Source organism: Aeromonas sp. (assembly GCF_051657805.1).
GTDB lineage: Bacteria > Pseudomonadota > Gammaproteobacteria > Enterobacterales > Aeromonadaceae > Aeromonas.
This window is the reverse complement of record NZ_JBOFLJ010000010.1, coordinates 454,968-470,194: the sequence shown is the minus strand read 5'-3', so window position 1 is coordinate 470,194 and position 15,227 is coordinate 454,968. Positions and strand designations below refer to the sequence as shown.

Here is a 15,227-nt window from a genome sequence, read left to right as displayed (position 1 = left end):
TCAATTTACAAATGCAAGGCACAGGATCCTGAAATGTGATCCCTGCCCGCCCTCCGGAGGGTGAATTGGTAAGATTACTACAGGGCGCCGGCACGATGCAGTCAACCACCAAACCCATCATTATCGAAACAAAACACCACGAATAAGAATAAAACCAGATTTACGTATACCAAATCGCCTTTAAACCCCCTTAAGCCCACATTTTGTTATGACGATGTAACATTGCAAACAGCAGGGATGTCCAATTGACCTTGCCCAAAATTCCCATTAGTTTGGAGATTCGCCACCTCAGGCGGACGGAACCACAAGAGCCAATCGCAATTTATGCAGTCAGTTGATGACAGTGCGATGGAAGGCCGAGCAAGGGAGAAATGCAATGTCACTATATGATCCAAAGCTGGAGAGGGATAACTGTGGCTTCGGCCTGTTGGCCCACATGGAAGGGGAAGCCAGCCACAAGCTTGTCCGTCTCGCGATGTCAGCCTTGGCTCGCATGCAGCACCGCGGCGGCATCTCCGCCGATGGCAAGACCGGCGACGGCTGCGGCCTGCTGCTGCAAAAACCGGACAGCTTCTATCGCGCTGTCGCCGAGGAGAAGGGATGGCACCTTGGCCGCAACTATGCGGTCGGCATGCTGTTCTTGAACCCGGACCCCGTATTGGCCCAGGCCACTCGCGACATCATAGACGAGGAGCTGGAGCGGGAAACCTTGAGTCTGGTCGGTTGGCGCAAGGTGCCCATCGATACCAATGTACTCGGTCCCATCGCCAAGGCCTCACTGCCCAGCATCGAACAGGTCTTTGTCAACGCGCCCCCCGGCTGGGTCGACAAGGATCTCGAGCGCCGCCTCTATATAGTGCGCCGCCGCATCGAGAAGCGCATCAGCGACGACTATTTCTACGTAGTCAGCCTCTCCAACCTGGTCACCGTCTATAAAGGACTGTGCATGCCGGTGGATCTGCCGCGCTTCTATCTGGATCTCGCCGACATTCGCATGCAGGCGGCCATCTGCGTGTTCCACCAGCGCTTCTCCACCAACACCAGCCCGCGCTGGCCACTGGCTCAGCCGTTCCGCTATCTGGCCCACAACGGCGAGATCAACACCATCGCCGGCAACCGCCAGTGGGCCAAGGCGCGCAGCTACAAGTTCGCCACCCCGCTCATCCCGGACTTGCAGGAAGCCGCCCCCTTCGTCAACACCACGGGTTCCGACTCCTCCAGCCTGGACAACATGCTGGATCTCTTCCTCGCCGGTGGCATGGATCTCTTCCGCGCCATGCGCCTCTTGATCCCGCCTGCATGGCAGAAGCACCCGAACATGGATGACGACCTGCGCGCCTTCTACGACTTCAACTCCATGCACATGGAGCCCTGGGACGGCCCGGCCGGCATCGTCATGACCGACGGCCGCTACGCCACCTGCGCGCTGGACCGTAACGGCCTGCGCCCGGCCCGCTATGTCATCACCAAGGACAAGTTCATTACCCTGGCCTCCGAAGTGGGCACCTGGGATTACACCCCGGACGAGGTGCTGGAGAAGGGCCGAGTCGGCCCGGGCGAGCTGTTCGTGGTGGATACCAGCAATGGCAAGATCTGGACCAGCTTCGAGATCGACGATGATCTCAAGAGCCGCCATACCTACAAGCAGTGGATGGACAAGCACTGCAAGCGGCTGGTGCCGTTCGAGCAGATGGACGACGCCAGTACCGGTGCCCGCGAGTTCCCGGACGATCGCCTCAAGACCTATCAGAAGCTGTTTGGCTACTCCTTTGAAGAGCTGGATCAGGTGATCCGCGTGCTCGGCGAGAACGGCCAGGAGGCAGTCGGCTCCATGGGGGATGACACCCCCATGGCGGTGCTCTCCTCCAGCCAGCGCACCCTGTACGACTACTTCCGCCAGATGTTCGCCCAGGTGACCAACCCGCCCATCGATCCCCTGCGGGAAAATCACGTCATGTCGCTGGCCACCTGTATCGGTCGTGAGCAGAACGTGTTCAACGAGACCTTCGGTCACGCCCACCGGGTGCTGTTCCAGTCGCCGATCCTGCTCTACTCCGACTTCCACCAGCTGCTGGCCCTGGAAGGGGAACACTATCGCCATGCGGTACTGGGCCTCAACTACCTGCCCGAAGAGGGACTGCAGGCGGCCCTCGAGCGCCTCTGCGAAGAGGCCAAGATCGCAGCCCGCAGCGGCACCGTGCTGCTGGTGCTGTCGGACAGAGACATCAGCCCGGACACCCTGCCCATCCCGGCCGCCATGGCGGTGGGGGCGGTGCAGCGCACCCTGGTGGACAACAACCTGCGCTGTGACGCTAACATCCTGGTGGAAACCGCCAGCGTGCGCGACCCGCACCAGTTTGCCGTGCTGCTGGGCTTTGGCGCGACCGCCATCTACCCCTATCTCGCCTACGAGACCCTCGCCAAGCAGGTAGAAGAAGGCGTGCTCAAGATGAGCCTACGCCAGGCCATGCTCAACTACCGCAACGGCATCAACAAGGGCCTCTACAAGGTGATGTCCAAGATGGGCATCAGCACGGTGGCGAGCTATCGCTGCTCCCAGTTGTTCGAAGCCATCGGCCTCTCCAAGGCCGTGGTGGAGCTCTGCTTCCGCGGCGTGTCGAGCCGCATCCAGGGCGCAGACTTTGCCGACATCCAGCAGGATCAGGTCAACCTGACCCGCCAGGCCTGGCTCGGTCGCAAGCCGCTGACCCAGGGCGGTCTGCTCAAGTTCGTCCACGGCGGCGAGTACCACACCTACAACCCGGACGTGGTTCAGACCCTGCAAGTGGCGGTGCGCTCCGGCAACTACGCCGATTACAAGGAGTACGCACGCCTCGTCAACGAGCGCCCGGTGGCGACCCTGCGCGACCTCTTGTCCCTGAAGAAGGGCACGACCCCCATCGCCCTGGACGCGGTGGAGCCGGCGGCCAAGATGTTCCCGCGTTTCGACTCCGCCGCCATGTCCATCGGCGCCCTCGGGCCCGAGGCTCATGAGGCACTCGCCATCGCCATGAACCGTTTGGGCGGTCAGAGCAACTCCGGCGAAGGTGGCGAGGATCCCAAGCGCTTCGGTACCGAGAAGAACTCCCGCATCAAGCAGGTGGCGTCGGGGCGCTTTGGCGTCACCCCCCACTACCTGATGAACGCGGACGTGGTGCAGATCAAAGTCGCCCAGGGTGCCAAGCCCGGCGAAGGGGGTCAGCTGCCCGGTGACAAGGTGACAGCCCAGATCGCCAAGCTGCGCTACTCCGTGCCAGGCGTGACCCTGATCTCGCCCCCGCCCCACCACGACATCTACTCCATCGAGGATCTGGCCCAGCTCATCTTCGACATCAAGCAGATCAACCCGGACTGCCTGGTGTCGGTCAAGCTGGTGTCAGAGCCTGGCGTCGGCACCATCGCCTGCGGCGTGGCCAAGGCCTATGCGGACTTCATCACCGTCTCCGGTTACGACGGCGGCACGGGTGCGAGCCCGCTGACCTCGGTCAAATACGCCGGCTCCCCCTGGGAGCTGGGGCTTGCCGAGACCCAGCAGGCCCTGGTCGCCAACGGCCTGCGCCACAAGGTGCGCCTGCAGGTAGACGGCGGCCTCAAGACCGGTCTGGACATCATCAAGGCGGCCATCCTCGGCGCCGAGAGCTTCGGCTTCGGCACCGGCCCCATGGTGGCGCTGGGCTGCAAATACCTGCGGATCTGCCACCTGAACAACTGCGCCACCGGCGTCGCCACCCAGGATGAGAAGCTGCGTCGCGAGCACTTTACCGGCCTGCCGGAGATGGTGATGAACTACTTCCAGTTCATCGCCGAGGAGACCCGCGAGCTGATGGCAGAATTGGGTGTCGCCCAGCTCACCGACCTCATCGGCCGCACCGACCTGCTCGAGGCCCTGCCCGGCCTCACCGCCCGTCAGTCCAAGCTGGATCTGTCTGGCGTGCTGGCGAGCCCGGTGGCACCGGCAGGCTCCAGCCTGTTCAGCCAGCAGCACAACCCAACCTTCGACAAGGGTCCCCTGAACCTCAAGATGGTGGAGGACCTGCTCGGCGCGGTCGAGAGCCTGAGCGGCGGCGAGTTCCGCTACGACATCCGCAACACGGACCGCTCCGTGGGAGCGCGCCTGTCCGGCGAGATCGTCAAACGCTACGGCAACCAGGGCATGGCGACGGATCCGGTGCGGGTGCACTTCAACGGTACCGCCGGCCAGAGCTTCGGCGTCTGGAACGCCGGTGGCCTCGAGATGATACTGACCGGGGATGCCAACGACTACGTGGGTAAGGGGATGACGGGCGGCAAGCTGGTGGTCAAACCCCACGTCGGCGTGGCGTTCAAGTCCCACGAGGCGGCCATCATAGGCAACACCTGCCTCTATGGCGCCACCGGCGGCAAGCTCTACGCGGCGGGGACTGCCGGCGAGCGCTTCGCGGTGCGCAACTCCGGTGCCCTGGCGGTGGTCGAGGGGATCGGTGACAACGGCTGTGAATACATGACAGGCGGCATCGTCACCATACTCGGCAAGACGGGTGTCAACTTCGCGGCCGGCATGACGGGCGGTTTCGCCTACGTGCTGGACGAGTGCGGCAACTTTGCCAAGCGCACCAACCCCGAGCTGGTGGAACTGCTGGACGTGGCGGATTTGGCCATCCATCAGGAACATCTGCGCGGCATCATCACGGCGCACCTCAACGAGACAGGCAGCTCGCGCGCCGAGGAGATCCTGGCCAACTTCGACTCCTATGTGCCCAAGTTCAGGCTGATCAAACCCAAGTCCAGCGACGTCAAGTCCCTCTTGGGCCACACCAGCCGTTCCAGTGCAGAACTCAGAATCCAGGCGCAATAAGGAGGGAACCCTATGAGCCAAAACGTATTCCAGTTTATCGACGTCCAGCGGGTCGACCCGCCCAAGAAGCCACTCAAGATCCGCAAGATCCAGTTTGTGGAGATCTACGAGCCCTTCAACCAGGCCCAGGTCGGCATGCAGGCAGATCGCTGCCTCGACTGCGGCAACCCCTATTGCGAGTGGAAGTGCCCGGTGCACAACTACATCCCCAACTGGCTAAAACTCGCCAACGAGGGACGCATCCTGGAGGCGGTGGAGCTCTCCCATCAGACCAACAGCCTGCCCGAGGTGTGCGGCCGCGTCTGCCCGCAGGATCGCCTCTGTGAGGGGGCCTGTACCCTCAACGATCGCTTCGGCGCCGTGACCATAGGCAACATCGAGAAGTACATCACCGACAAGGCGTTCGAGATGGGCTGGCGCCCGGATCTCTCCAAGGTGGTCAAGACCGGCAAGCGGGTCGCCGTCATCGGTGCCGGCCCCGCTGGCCTCGCCTGCGCAGACGTCCTGGCCCGCAACGGCGTCACACCAGTGGTGTTCGACAAGTACCCGGAGATCGGTGGCCTGCTCACCTTCGGCATCCCCTCCTTCAAGCTGGAGAAAGAGGTGATGCAGCGCCGGCGCGAGATCTTCGAGGGCATGGGGGTGGAATTCCGGCTCGAGACCGAGGTGGGCCGTGACATCACCTTCGCAGACCTCCTGGGCGAGTTCGATGCCGTCTTCCTCGGGGTCGGCACCTACAAATATATGAAGGGCGGCTTTGCCAACGAAGAGGCGCCGGGAGTCTACGACGCCCTGCCCTACCTCATCTCCAACGCCAACCGCCTGCTGGGCTTCGAGAAGGCCCAGGCCGACTACATCGACTTCGCCGGCAAGCAGGTGGTGGTGCTCGGCGGCGGCGATACCGCCATGGACTGCGTGCGCACCGCCATCCGCCAGGGGGCCGATCGGGTGATCTGCGCCTACCGCCGGGACGCCGAGAACATGCCGGGCTCCAAGCGGGAGGTGAAGAACGCCCAGGAGGAGGGGGTGGAATTTATGTTCAACCTGCAGCCCATCGGGGTGGAACTGGATGCCCATGGCCGCACCTGCGGTATCAAAGTGGTGAGCACAGAGCTTGGCGCCCCCGATGCCAACGGCCGCCGCAATCCGGTGGTGATCGAGGGCTCCGAGCAGGTGCTGGCCGCCGATGCTGTGGTGATGGCGTTCGGCTTCCAGCCCAACCCCCAGCCCTGGATGGCCGATCACGGCATAGCGCTCGACAGCCGGGATCGCATCAAGGCCCCCGAGCAGGCGGACTACGCCTTCCAGACCAGCAACCCCAAAGTGTTCGCCGGTGGCGACGCGGTGCGTGGCTCGGATCTGGTGGTGACCGCCATCTACGAGGGCCGCAAGGCCGCCGAGGGGATCATGGACTACCTGGCCGTTTAAGCTGCCGTCCAGACGAGCAATACACCAAGCAAACAGCCCCGCACCGCGGGGCTGTTTTTATATGAAGAGTCCTCTCGCCCGCTCCGCTAGATGCTCCAGCTCCCCGGCAGCCTCTCGGTCAGGGTAGAGATGTAGGCCAGGGTGCGTCCTCGCCTGGGAGCGGTGAACATCTGGTGTGCGCTCCCCGTCTCCACCACTTCCCCCGCTTCCAGAAAGATCACCTGCTGGGCGATCTGGGCCGCGAGGCGCAGGTCGTGGGTGGCGATGAGCATGGTAGTGCCCTCATGAGCGAGCTGGCGCAACACGGCCACCACCTCCTGGGCGAGCTCGGGATCCAGCGCCGAGGTGGGCTCGTCGCAGAGCAGCACCCTGGGTGACGGCGCTAGGGCCCGTGCTATGGCCACCCGCTGCTGCTGGCCACCGGAGAGGGTTGCCGGCACCGCCTCGGCCTTGTGGCTGAGCCCCACCTTCTCGAGCAGCTCCCGGCCACGGATCAGCGCCCGCTCCCTTGGCCACTTCAGCACGGTCACCAACCCCTCAATCACGTTCTCCAGCACCGTCAGGTGCGGGAACAGCTGGAAGCTCTGGAACACCATGCCGGTCTGCTGGCGCAGGGCCAGCACCTGGGCCCGGGAGACCGGTCGGGCGAAGTCCAGATCGCTCTCCCCCAGCACCAGGCACCCCGCGTCCGGCCGCTCCAGCAGGTTGACGCAGCGCAGCAAGGTGCTCTTGCCGCTGCCGGAGGGGCCAATCAGCGCCGTCACCGTGCCGGCTTCCAGTTCGAGCCCCACCCCTTTAAGCACCGGCTGGCCGGCAAACCGTTTCTCGATACCGCTCAACCGGATCATGGGGCGACCTCCCGGGTCTCTTTGTGGATCAGCCTGCGCTCCAGCCTGCCCTGCAAGGCGGAGAGCACGGAGCTGAACATCAGGTAGATGACGGCCGTCTCCACATAGAGGATGAGCGGCTCGTAGGTGACGGAGGCGAGCCGCTGGGCCGCCTGGAACAGCTCGGGCACAGTGATGGCCGCCGCCAGCGAAGTGTCCTTCACCAAGGAGATGAAGGTATTGGAGAGCGGCGGCACAGCGATGCGCGCCGCCTGGGGCAGGATCACCCGTCCCATGGCCTGGGGCCAGCTCATGCCGATGGAGTGGGCCGCCTCCCACTGCCCCCTGGGGATGGCAGCCAGGGTGGCGCGGATGACTTCCGAGCTGTAGGCGCCGATGTTGAGGGTGAAACCGATGACGGCGGCGCTGAAGGCATCCAGCACTATGCCTGCACTCGGCAGCCCGTAAAAGATCAGAAAGAGCTGTACCAACAGCGGCGTGCCGCGAATAAGCCAGACGTAGAAGCGCACCAGCACGACCAGGGGCCTCGGGCCATATAAGCGGGCCAGGGCCAGCAGGAAGCCGAGCAAGATGCCGAGTACGAAGGTAATAAGCGTCAGGGGAACGGTGAAAATAAGCCCCGCACTGAGCAGGGGCCAAAAAGAGTCGATAACCAGCTGTAACCAGGGGGGCACGTTAATTACCTCGAACGTGATGAGATGGCCGCGTGCTTATTGCGAGACGTCGGTACCGAAATATTTCAGGGAGACTTTCTGGTAGGCGCCATCCTGCTTGGCGGTGCGCAGGGCCTGGTTGACCGCCGCCAGCAGCTCGGGCTGCCCCTTGGCGAGCAATACAGCGGACTGTTCCCCCTGCTCACTGCTGGCCGCCACCTTCAACTTGGCGTCCGGCTTGTGCTTCTTGAAGTCCAGGAAGGAGAGACTGTCGTTGATGGTGGCATCCACCCGCCCGGTCAGCACCAGCTGGAGAGACTGGTTGAACCCCTCGGTCGCCACCACCTCGGCCCCCGACGCCTTCGCTAGCTGGGCGAAGTTGCTGGTCAGGGACTGGGACGATGTCTTGCCCTTCAGATCCGCGAAGCTCTTGATGTCGTCGTTGTCGCTGTGAACCAGCACCACCGCCTTGGAGGCGATATAGGGATCTGAAAAATCGTACTTTTTCAATCGCTCCGGGGTGATGGCAATCTGGTTGAGCACCAGATCGTAGCGCTTGGCATCCACCCCGGCGATGAGGCCATCCCACTTGCCCTCGACAAATTCCGGCTTCACCCCGAGACCGTGTGCGATAAGCTCCCCTATCTCGACGTCAAAACCCACCAGCTTACCGCTCTTGTCGTGGAAGGTGAAGGGCGGGTAGGCCCCTTCCGTGCCTATCTTGATCACCCCGGCGCTCTGGATGGCGGCAAGGCTGGACTGGGTCTGTGCCTGCACCGAGCTCATCAGAGCCATGGGCAGCGCCGCCAATAAAAACAGGGACCGTATTTTTTTCATCATTCACCTCGTTATATTTATCAATATCAAAATGCTTGCCAACGATATTCAGGCGGGAGCCATGACCTCTATATAGGAAACCTGACCACGGGAGTGCTTCGTTTAATTAATATTATTCGAGGCGCATCTTCATTTATTTAAAGGGTGCCGTGGTGGCATGGACAAAACATAACGCGGGAGATTCCCGAGCCAAACCATGAAATATGGGGATATTTAGCGAAAGAATGGATAACGAAGAGTGTCACGAAGCGGGCTATTAATTGCCCTGCAGCCAGGAATGCGCCGCAGGGCTCTTTATCGGATCAGCCGCTCGACTGCCCTTGTCGAGGCGAGAATTGGACGTGACGGGAGTCGGGAGGCGGCTTACCACAACAGGTGGCTCACAGGTGGGCTATCAGCCACTCCCCCTTGCCCACAGGTACCAGGGAGGTGATAAACGCGGGATCCCGGCGAACCTCTGCCATCCATTCCTGCATCTCCCCCTGATGGGAGATGGCGTTATCCACCACCAGCAGGCCGCGCGGGGCGAGCAGGCGTCGGATCTCTGGCCACCAGGCCTGGTATTGCTGGCGATCCGAGTCCAAGAAGACAAGCTCATAACCCGATGTCGGCAGGTTGGGCAGCAGCGCATCGGCCTCCCCCACCAACTGGGTGATGGCGGTATCGAGGCCGGCGCGCCGGAAGTTGTGGGCGGCCAACTCGACCTTCCCCTCGTCCCGCTCCAGGGTAGTGACCTGGCCCCCCAGCCTTTGCACCGCCTCCCCCAGCCAGAGGGTGGAGTAACCGTTGGAGGTGCCTATCTCCAGCACCTCCCGGGCACCTCTCGTCTGTACCAGCACCGCCAGCAGCTCGCCGGTGTCCCTGGTGATGTTGAGCATCTTGTGACCGCGTGCCTGCTGCGCCCTGTCGTTCTCCTCGCCAAAGAGCTCCAGCTCCCGTTTAAGCCGTTCCAGTTCCATCTCTGCTCCTCGTTGTGACAAGGCTAGGCGCCGTGGCCAGGCCTCTCCGGTTTTCTTCCTGATAATGCTCAGTACTCGCGCTCTGACGGTTGATCCCCCAGCAGATAGCGGGGACCGCTCCCCATAGCGGCGGCCTGATCGCCCGGGTTGTAGAGGGCGCAGTGTTCCAGCGACAGGCAGCCGCAGCCGATGCAGGCGCCGAGTTTGCGCTTCATCAGTTGCAGGGTCTCGATGCGCCGATCGAGCAGCGCCTGCCATTGGCCGGCGATCCCATGCCAGTCGTGACGATCCGGTGTGCGCCCATCGGGCAGCCCGGCCAGGGCCTCGGCGATCTCCCCAAGGCTCAGCCCCACCCCCTGCGCCACCCGGATAAAGGCGATGCGACGCAGTGCATCCTGGGGGTAGAGCCGTCGACCTCCCTCGCTGCGCACGCTGCCGAACAATCCCTTCTGCTCGTAGAAACGCAGGGCACTGGCGTTGACACCCGAGCGCTTGGCTATCTGACCGATGGCCAGCCATTTGCGATCCATCTTCGTCCTTGATCTCAAGTTAACTTGAACTTGCATAATCCTGTCTCCCCCGAAAAAAGGAGTCAAACGATTATGGATTATCTGCATTCTCTGCTCGATGCGAACCAGGCCTTCGCTCTCAATGGCCGCGATACCACCAACCACTGCCCCATGGCGTTGCACGCCCTGCACGAGATGGGGGCGACCCAGTCTCAGCTGCGGCGCTTCTTCACCCATTGGCAGAGCGCCCATGCCCTGCCGGCCGGGCTGAACCATCAAGGCGAAGAGGAAGAAACCCGCTTCGTGCGACTGCGCCAGCTGCTAGCCATCCGCATTGCCGAAGAAGGCTGGCTGACCACCTTCGAGGCGCTGCTGAAAGATGGCCTATCCCCCGCCGGCGGCGCTTTCCATCCGCTTATTCGCCTCGCCTGCGCCCTGGAGAACGGCCATCTGGGGGAGCAGGCCGCAGCCCTGGCCGCCTGGCGCTGCAAGCCGCTGATATTGCCAGCTGGCGAGGGACCCGAGTGCCAAGACATCTTCGCCCTGCTCGGGAGCCTGTCTGCCCGATGGGAGGGCTCACACTGGCCGGGTGAATGGATCACTGCGCGCCTGCGCCAAGTGGCGGCAGACTCGCGCTGGCCAGGGTCGCTGCCCCGCCGCCTGGCTGGCGGAGGCGATGTGCTGGCACAGCTGGCCGAGGCCGCCCTGCCCCTCTATTGGCAGACCCGCAACTTCACCGTGCTGCACCTGGTGACCGGCAGTCGGGCCGCCGCCATCGTCGCCCGTCATCTACCCATTGAGCTCAGAGGTCGCTGGCAGACCCTGATGTGGCAGGCGGTGGCTGCGGCCTTTATCACGGTCGGGGCACCAAGGCTGGGACCCCAACGCTGGCCGGACGTCTCAGGGCTGAATTGGGAGCAGGTGTTGCCGTTGGCGATCGCGAGCCTGGACGATCACGTGATCAAGCTGGTGCACTGCTGCTGGCGGGAACAGACGGGTTCTACCCACCCCTCCCGTTACCTGGCGGTGGCCGCCCGCGCGGTGGGACTGCTGGCGGCAGAAGGCGAGCGGGTGGCTTAGGGCACAGCCACCCGGGTGAAGCTGATGGCGGGGCAACTGGGGGCCACCCCTTGCGTCAGGGTCAGGGAGTGGGGGCGATAGCTCAGATGGTATTGGCCCGGGAGGGACAGATCGTAGACCTGGGTCAGATCCGCATCCGCCCTGTTACGCTGACCGGCCCCCAGGATGAAGAAATCGTCGGGACCCGGGGCGCCGCGCTTGGCCAGCGGCCCCTTGTAGGCAATGGGGTTCTGCTCGAGGCGCAGGTCGATGGCATCGGCAAACCAGCCCTCGAAGGGGGTGAACCAGCTCAATACCTCGATGGGCCCCTCCCCCAGGTTGGTCAAGGTCATCACCAAGGGCAGGGGTTCGTTCACCGGGCTCTCGGCCTTGACCGACAGCTCGCACTGCAAAGGGGCCGCGAGGGCAAGGGTGGTGAGCAAGAGCGACATCATGGTGCCTCCATCAAGAAGGGGCCTTTCGGCCCCATCATTCATCAATTTTCGCTCGGGGTATTCTCGGCGAAATATTCGTGGTTGTCGGCGTTGTTCAGCGCCTTCAACGGATCCGTGCTCGCCAGGTTGCGGGCGTTGCTTTGACCGTAACCCAGATCGTCGGTGCCTGCCACCACGTTGAAGTGGCTCAGCTCGTGGACGATAGTGCCGGCGCGGGAGTCGGTCCCGTTGACCGGGGCCGTCCAGAAGCTCTTGCACAGATAGACCTTGTAGGGCTGATCCGGATAGACGTAGGCGAAGTAACTCTGCTGGCAGCCACAGTCGAAGGTGAGCGGCTTGTTGTCGATGGCATCCTTGATCTTGCTGAAGTTCACCTCGGCCTGATCCCAGCGAGAGGCATCATAGGCACCGAACCAGCTGCGATAACGCTGACCGCTGGGCTTATCCACTGCCAGATAAGTGCTTGAGTTATTGGTGATGCTGCTGGCCGCATCCAGAGCCGTCAGAATGTTGCTCTTCTGGGTATTGGTGCAGCGCCCGGTGAAGCTCACCGAGGCGGTCACCGCCTGGGGTTCGGCCAGGGGGGCCGCCTTGGCCTGCAGCCGCTCGTCGCTCACCCCTTCCACCCAGAGGCTGACGGCGTTGGACTCACTCGCCTGGGCCTGCTTGGCCTTGGCGCCGCCACTGCCCTGTGCCAGGGTCGGCAGCTGATAACGGATGCTGTACTGGCCCTGGAGGCTCATGTCGTAGAGGCCGGAGATCTCGGCCTGCAGGGTCAGGCTCTGGCCGGCCTTGAGCAGCTGGTAGTCCTTGTCGGTCGGGGCCGCCCGCTTGATCAGGGCCCCCTCGTAGCCGACCTTCTGGCCGTCGCGCTCCACCACAAACAGGGGGGCGTCCTCGCTGCCCGGCAGTTGCCACTTGAGCAGGCGAACGGGCTTGTCCCCTGTGTTGGTCAGCGTCAGGTTGACCCGCACGTCCTCGGCATTGCCGTCCACCAGGGAGAGGCGGGCATCGAGGGCGGCGGCGCAGAGCGGTGAGGCCAGGATACCGGCCAGCAGCAGGGCGATGGGAGTTGCTTTCATCGGATTTCCTCATTCATTGAGTTGCGCCATCAGGCGGTTTGCTTCCTTACTTCCTTGGCCCTCTTTGGGGCCTGTTCACCCTAGAGCAGAAATTTTGCGCCACCATCCCTCCATATGGGGGACGACGCCCATCTAAGGGGGAACCCGGCCTGTTCCGCCAGGCTGCGACAAAAACGGGCCTGCGCGGGTGCGCCATGGCCCACAGCGCCGGCCCCTTGCAGCCTGTGACCCATAAAAAACCCCGGCGCGGGCCGGGGTGGATGCAATGGGAAAAACCTGGGGTGATCAGTCACTGACCCGGGCCAGCAGCGCCAGCGCGCCCTGGGCATTGCCCGGCATCAGCCGGTAGGCCTTGTGATGCTTGACCAGGGTGGTCTTCTTGTTGCCCTGGCTCAGCAGCAGGCCGTGCCTGAAGGCACCCTCCGCCAGCTGTGTCTCGTCACCACGCACATAGAGGGTGATGGGCTTGAGCAGCTCCCCGCCCTCGATATGCCCCTGGTACTCGCTGACCGAGATAACCAGACTGGATTGGCCCTGGCTCAGCAAGCGCGACTTCGCCTGCAGTTCGCTGTCGGTAAACACTAACCAACCGGCCGCTTCCAACTCGGCGAGCAGGGCGGCGAGCCTGGCCCCCAGTTGCGTCGGCTCGCTCATGGCGCGGCCGTACTGACAGACGATGCGCTCAAGCAATCCTTTCAGATCGGCGCCCGCCCCCAGGGTGCGCCCCTGCTGGATCCAGGCCTTCAGGTCTTCCATCACCAGGCGGGAGAAGCGCTTCTCCTTGAGGGAGTCCGCCATCCAGGTACAGAGGAAGTGGCTCTCCTGAGCCGGGGTGCGCTGGCCGGCCTTCTGGGAAGCGGTGCGTTCCAGTTCGGCCAGGCTCTGGCTGGCCATGTCGAACAGGGCCTGATTGTAGGTGGGAGTAGTCATCACGAGTCCTTTACACTGGATGCGGGCCAGAAGCCGGCTCATCAACAACACAAAGGCGCCAGCGGCGCCTTTGAATACCAAAGCCCCTCACGAGGGAGAGGGGCAATGCTCACCTTATTTCGGCTGGCGCGGCTTCTTGGCGGCGGCCAGGCGCTTGAGGCGCTGACCCTGCAGCTTGCTCTCGGCCATGGCCTGGGCGGCGGCGTTGTCTTCCCGCTGGGGGCGCTTGCCGAAGCGGCGGCGCTCCTGCAGTTGCTTGATCAGATCGTCCCGGCTGCTAACCTCGTAACCCGGCACCATGATGCGGCGGATCTTCTGGCCGATCAGCGCCTCGATCTCCAGCAGGGTCCGCTCCTCTTCGCGGCTGACGAAGGAGATGGCCATGCCGCTCTTGCCGGCGCGGCCGGTACGGCCGATGCGGTGCACATAGTCTTCCGCGAGGAAGGGCAAGTCATAGTTGACCACGTACTCCAGGTCCGGGATGTCCAGACCACGGGCGGCCACCTCGGTGGCCACCAGCACCCTCAGCTTGCCTTCCGTGAACTCGCGCAGGGCGCGGCGACGGCTGCCCTGGGCCTTGTCCCCGTGCACCACGGCGGACTTGATGCCATCCAGGTTCAGCTCGGTCACCAGCTCGTCGCAGCTCTCGCGGGTACTGGCGAACACCAGCACCTGGGGCCAGTTCTGCTTGCCGATGAGCTCGGAGAGCAGCTCGCGCTTGCGCTTCTGCTCCACCGGATAGACGGTGTGGCTGACGGTGTCGGCGGTGGAGTTCTGCTTGTTGACGCTGACGATCTGCGGTCTGTCCAGCATCAGGTTGGCGAGCTTTCGCACCGCATCGGAGAAGGTGGCGGAGAACAGCAGGTTCTGGCGCGCCTTGTTGGTGGCCTGCAGGATCTGCTGCACATCGGCGCTGAAGCCCATGTCGAGGATGCGATCCGCCTCGTCCAGCACCAGACACTCCACCCCGGAGAGGCTGAGGTTGCAGGCGGTGAGGTGCTCCAGCAGACGGCCAGGGGTCGCCACTATGATGTGAGCCCCCGCCTTGAGTTTCTTGGCCTGCACGTCCTGCTTGCCGCCGCCATAGATGGTCAGCACGCTGATATCCAGGTACTTGGCGAAGTCGTTGATGTTGCTCGCCACCTGAGCCGCCAGTTCGCGGGTCGGGGTCAGGATCAGCACCCGGGTGTTGGAGGGCTGCACCGGTGCCGGATTGTCCAGCAGGCGTTGCAGTATGGGCAGCGCGAAGGCAGCGGTCTTGCCGGTGCCGGTCTGGGCGCTGGCCAGCACGTCGCGGCCACGGCGTATGGTCGGGATCGCCTGCTGCTGCACAGGGGTCATCTCCTGATAACCGCAATCTGAGATGGCGCGCAAAATCTCGGGGGCAAAATCGAACGATTCAAATCTCATATTGGGTTCCTGTGTTCCAGCTGGGCTGTGATTGGCTTGAGTGGATGGATGGCTCGGCATCGCGAGGCAAGTGGCCACGGACGGCTGGGCCTGACATCAAGTCAGAGTGTGAGCCGGAAATCGCGGGCGCGAAGTGTAACAGATAGGCGAGGCAAATGCCGCCTCAAATGGTCTCTATTTTTACGCCGCCCCATCCCCGTGGGAGGAACGGACTGTCATCAAT

Annotated in this window: 12 protein-coding genes; 3 read left to right on the top strand and 9 right to left on the bottom strand. The window is 63.3% G+C overall.

The window, feature by feature from the left end; translation table 11 throughout:
• Positions 1-376 precede the first annotated feature (376 nt).
• Both gltB and ACRCYW_RS04805 read left to right on the top strand, forming a co-directional pair.
• Positions 377-4,834 carry a glutamate synthase large subunit gene (gltB, locus tag ACRCYW_RS04810; protein WP_438549010.1) on the top strand — a complete coding sequence of 1,486 codons (4,458 nt, stop codon included), beginning with the start codon at positions 377-379 and terminating at the stop codon, positions 4,832-4,834.
• Positions 4,835-4,846: 12 nt separating this feature from the next.
• Positions 4,847-6,262 (top strand): FAD-dependent oxidoreductase, encoded by a 1,416-nt coding sequence (locus ACRCYW_RS04805; protein ID WP_438549009.1) that lies wholly within the window; start codon positions 4,847-4,849, stop codon positions 6,260-6,262.
• 86 nt (positions 6,263-6,348) lie between these two features.
• On the opposite strand, the gene ACRCYW_RS04800 is transcribed toward ACRCYW_RS04805, so the two are convergent.
• The 5 genes from ACRCYW_RS04800 to soxR all read right to left on the bottom strand — a co-directional run bounded on the left by ACRCYW_RS04800 (position 6,349) and on the right by soxR (position 10,089).
• On the bottom strand, positions 6,349-7,110 hold the full coding sequence (locus tag ACRCYW_RS04800; RefSeq protein ID WP_438549008.1) for an amino acid ABC transporter ATP-binding protein: 762 nt from the start codon (positions 7,108-7,110) through the stop codon (positions 6,349-6,351).
• Complete coding sequence (locus ACRCYW_RS04795; RefSeq protein ID WP_438549007.1) at positions 7,107-7,784, bottom strand: amino acid ABC transporter permease; 678 nt, start codon at positions 7,782-7,784, stop codon at positions 7,107-7,109. Before ACRCYW_RS04795 ends, ACRCYW_RS04800 begins: the two co-directional genes overlap by 4 nt.
• 36 nt (positions 7,785-7,820) lie before the next feature.
• The gene (locus ACRCYW_RS04790; RefSeq protein WP_438549006.1) at positions 7,821-8,600 is read right to left on the bottom strand and encodes an amino acid ABC transporter substrate-binding protein; all 780 of its coding nucleotides are present in this window, start codon (positions 8,598-8,600) and stop codon (positions 7,821-7,823) included.
• Between the two features lie 380 nt (positions 8,601-8,980).
• Complete coding sequence (locus tag ACRCYW_RS04785) at positions 8,981-9,559, bottom strand: O-methyltransferase (protein ID WP_438549005.1); 579 nt, start codon at positions 9,557-9,559, stop codon at positions 8,981-8,983.
• Between the two features lie 68 nt (positions 9,560-9,627).
• A complete protein-coding gene (gene soxR / locus ACRCYW_RS04780) occupies positions 9,628-10,089 on the bottom strand; it encodes a redox-sensitive transcriptional activator SoxR (RefSeq protein WP_438549004.1) in 462 nt (153 codons plus the stop codon).
• Positions 10,090-10,161: 72 nt separating this feature from the next.
• Between soxR and ACRCYW_RS04775 the strand changes: the two genes are divergently transcribed.
• Entirely contained in the window at positions 10,162-11,148 is a 987-nt protein-coding gene (locus ACRCYW_RS04775; protein ID WP_438549003.1) for a questin oxidase family protein, read from the top strand.
• Here the strand turns inward: ACRCYW_RS04775 and ACRCYW_RS04770 are convergent.
• From ACRCYW_RS04770 to ACRCYW_RS04755, 4 genes are all read right to left on the bottom strand, one after another.
• Complete coding sequence (locus ACRCYW_RS04770) at positions 11,145-11,582, bottom strand: protease (RefSeq protein WP_438549002.1); 438 nt, start codon at positions 11,580-11,582, stop codon at positions 11,145-11,147. The genes ACRCYW_RS04775 and ACRCYW_RS04770 overlap by 4 nt on opposite strands.
• Before the next feature lie 41 nt (positions 11,583-11,623).
• Positions 11,624-12,664, bottom strand: coding sequence for a M35 family metallo-endopeptidase (locus tag ACRCYW_RS04765; RefSeq protein ID WP_438549001.1), 1,041 nt, complete (start codon positions 12,662-12,664; stop codon positions 11,624-11,626).
• Between the two features lie 285 nt (positions 12,665-12,949).
• Positions 12,950-13,594, bottom strand: a complete 645-nt coding sequence (locus ACRCYW_RS04760; RefSeq protein ID WP_438549000.1) for a DUF2913 family protein — start codon at positions 13,592-13,594, stop codon at positions 12,950-12,952.
• Positions 13,595-13,708: 114 nt separating this feature from the next.
• Complete coding sequence (locus ACRCYW_RS04755) at positions 13,709-15,004, bottom strand: DEAD/DEAH box helicase (RefSeq protein WP_438548999.1); 1,296 nt, start codon at positions 15,002-15,004, stop codon at positions 13,709-13,711.
• Positions 15,005-15,227: the final 223 nt, after the last annotated feature.

What these genes read in the sequence shown, in the direction of transcription:
- ACRCYW_RS04765 (WP_438549001.1), bottom strand. Translation starts at nt 12,664, where the DNA reads ATGAAAGCAACTCCCATCGCCCTGCTGCTGGCCGGTATCCTGGCCTCA.
- soxR (WP_438549004.1), bottom strand. Translation starts at nt 10,089, where the DNA reads ATGGATCGCAAATGGCTGGCCATCGGTCAGATAGCCAAGCGCTCGGGT.
- ACRCYW_RS04790 (WP_438549006.1), bottom strand. Translation starts at nt 8,600, where the DNA reads ATGAAAAAAATACGGTCCCTGTTTTTATTGGCGGCGCTGCCCATGGCT.
- ACRCYW_RS04760 (WP_438549000.1), bottom strand. Translation starts at nt 13,594, where the DNA reads ATGACTACTCCCACCTACAATCAGGCCCTGTTCGACATGGCCAGCCAG.
- ACRCYW_RS04770 (WP_438549002.1), bottom strand. Translation starts at nt 11,582, where the DNA reads ATGATGTCGCTCTTGCTCACCACCCTTGCCCTCGCGGCCCCTTTGCAG.
- ACRCYW_RS04755 (WP_438548999.1), bottom strand. Translation starts at nt 15,004, where the DNA reads ATGAGATTTGAATCGTTCGATTTTGCCCCCGAGATTTTGCGCGCCATC.
- gltB (WP_438549010.1), top strand. Translation starts at nt 377, where the DNA reads ATGTCACTATATGATCCAAAGCTGGAGAGGGATAACTGTGGCTTCGGC.
- ACRCYW_RS04775 (WP_438549003.1), top strand. Translation starts at nt 10,162, where the DNA reads ATGGATTATCTGCATTCTCTGCTCGATGCGAACCAGGCCTTCGCTCTC.
- ACRCYW_RS04805 (WP_438549009.1), top strand. Translation starts at nt 4,847, where the DNA reads ATGAGCCAAAACGTATTCCAGTTTATCGACGTCCAGCGGGTCGACCCG.
- ACRCYW_RS04785 (WP_438549005.1), bottom strand. Translation starts at nt 9,559, where the DNA reads ATGGAACTGGAACGGCTTAAACGGGAGCTGGAGCTCTTTGGCGAGGAG.
- ACRCYW_RS04800 (WP_438549008.1), bottom strand. Translation starts at nt 7,110, where the DNA reads ATGATCCGGTTGAGCGGTATCGAGAAACGGTTTGCCGGCCAGCCGGTG.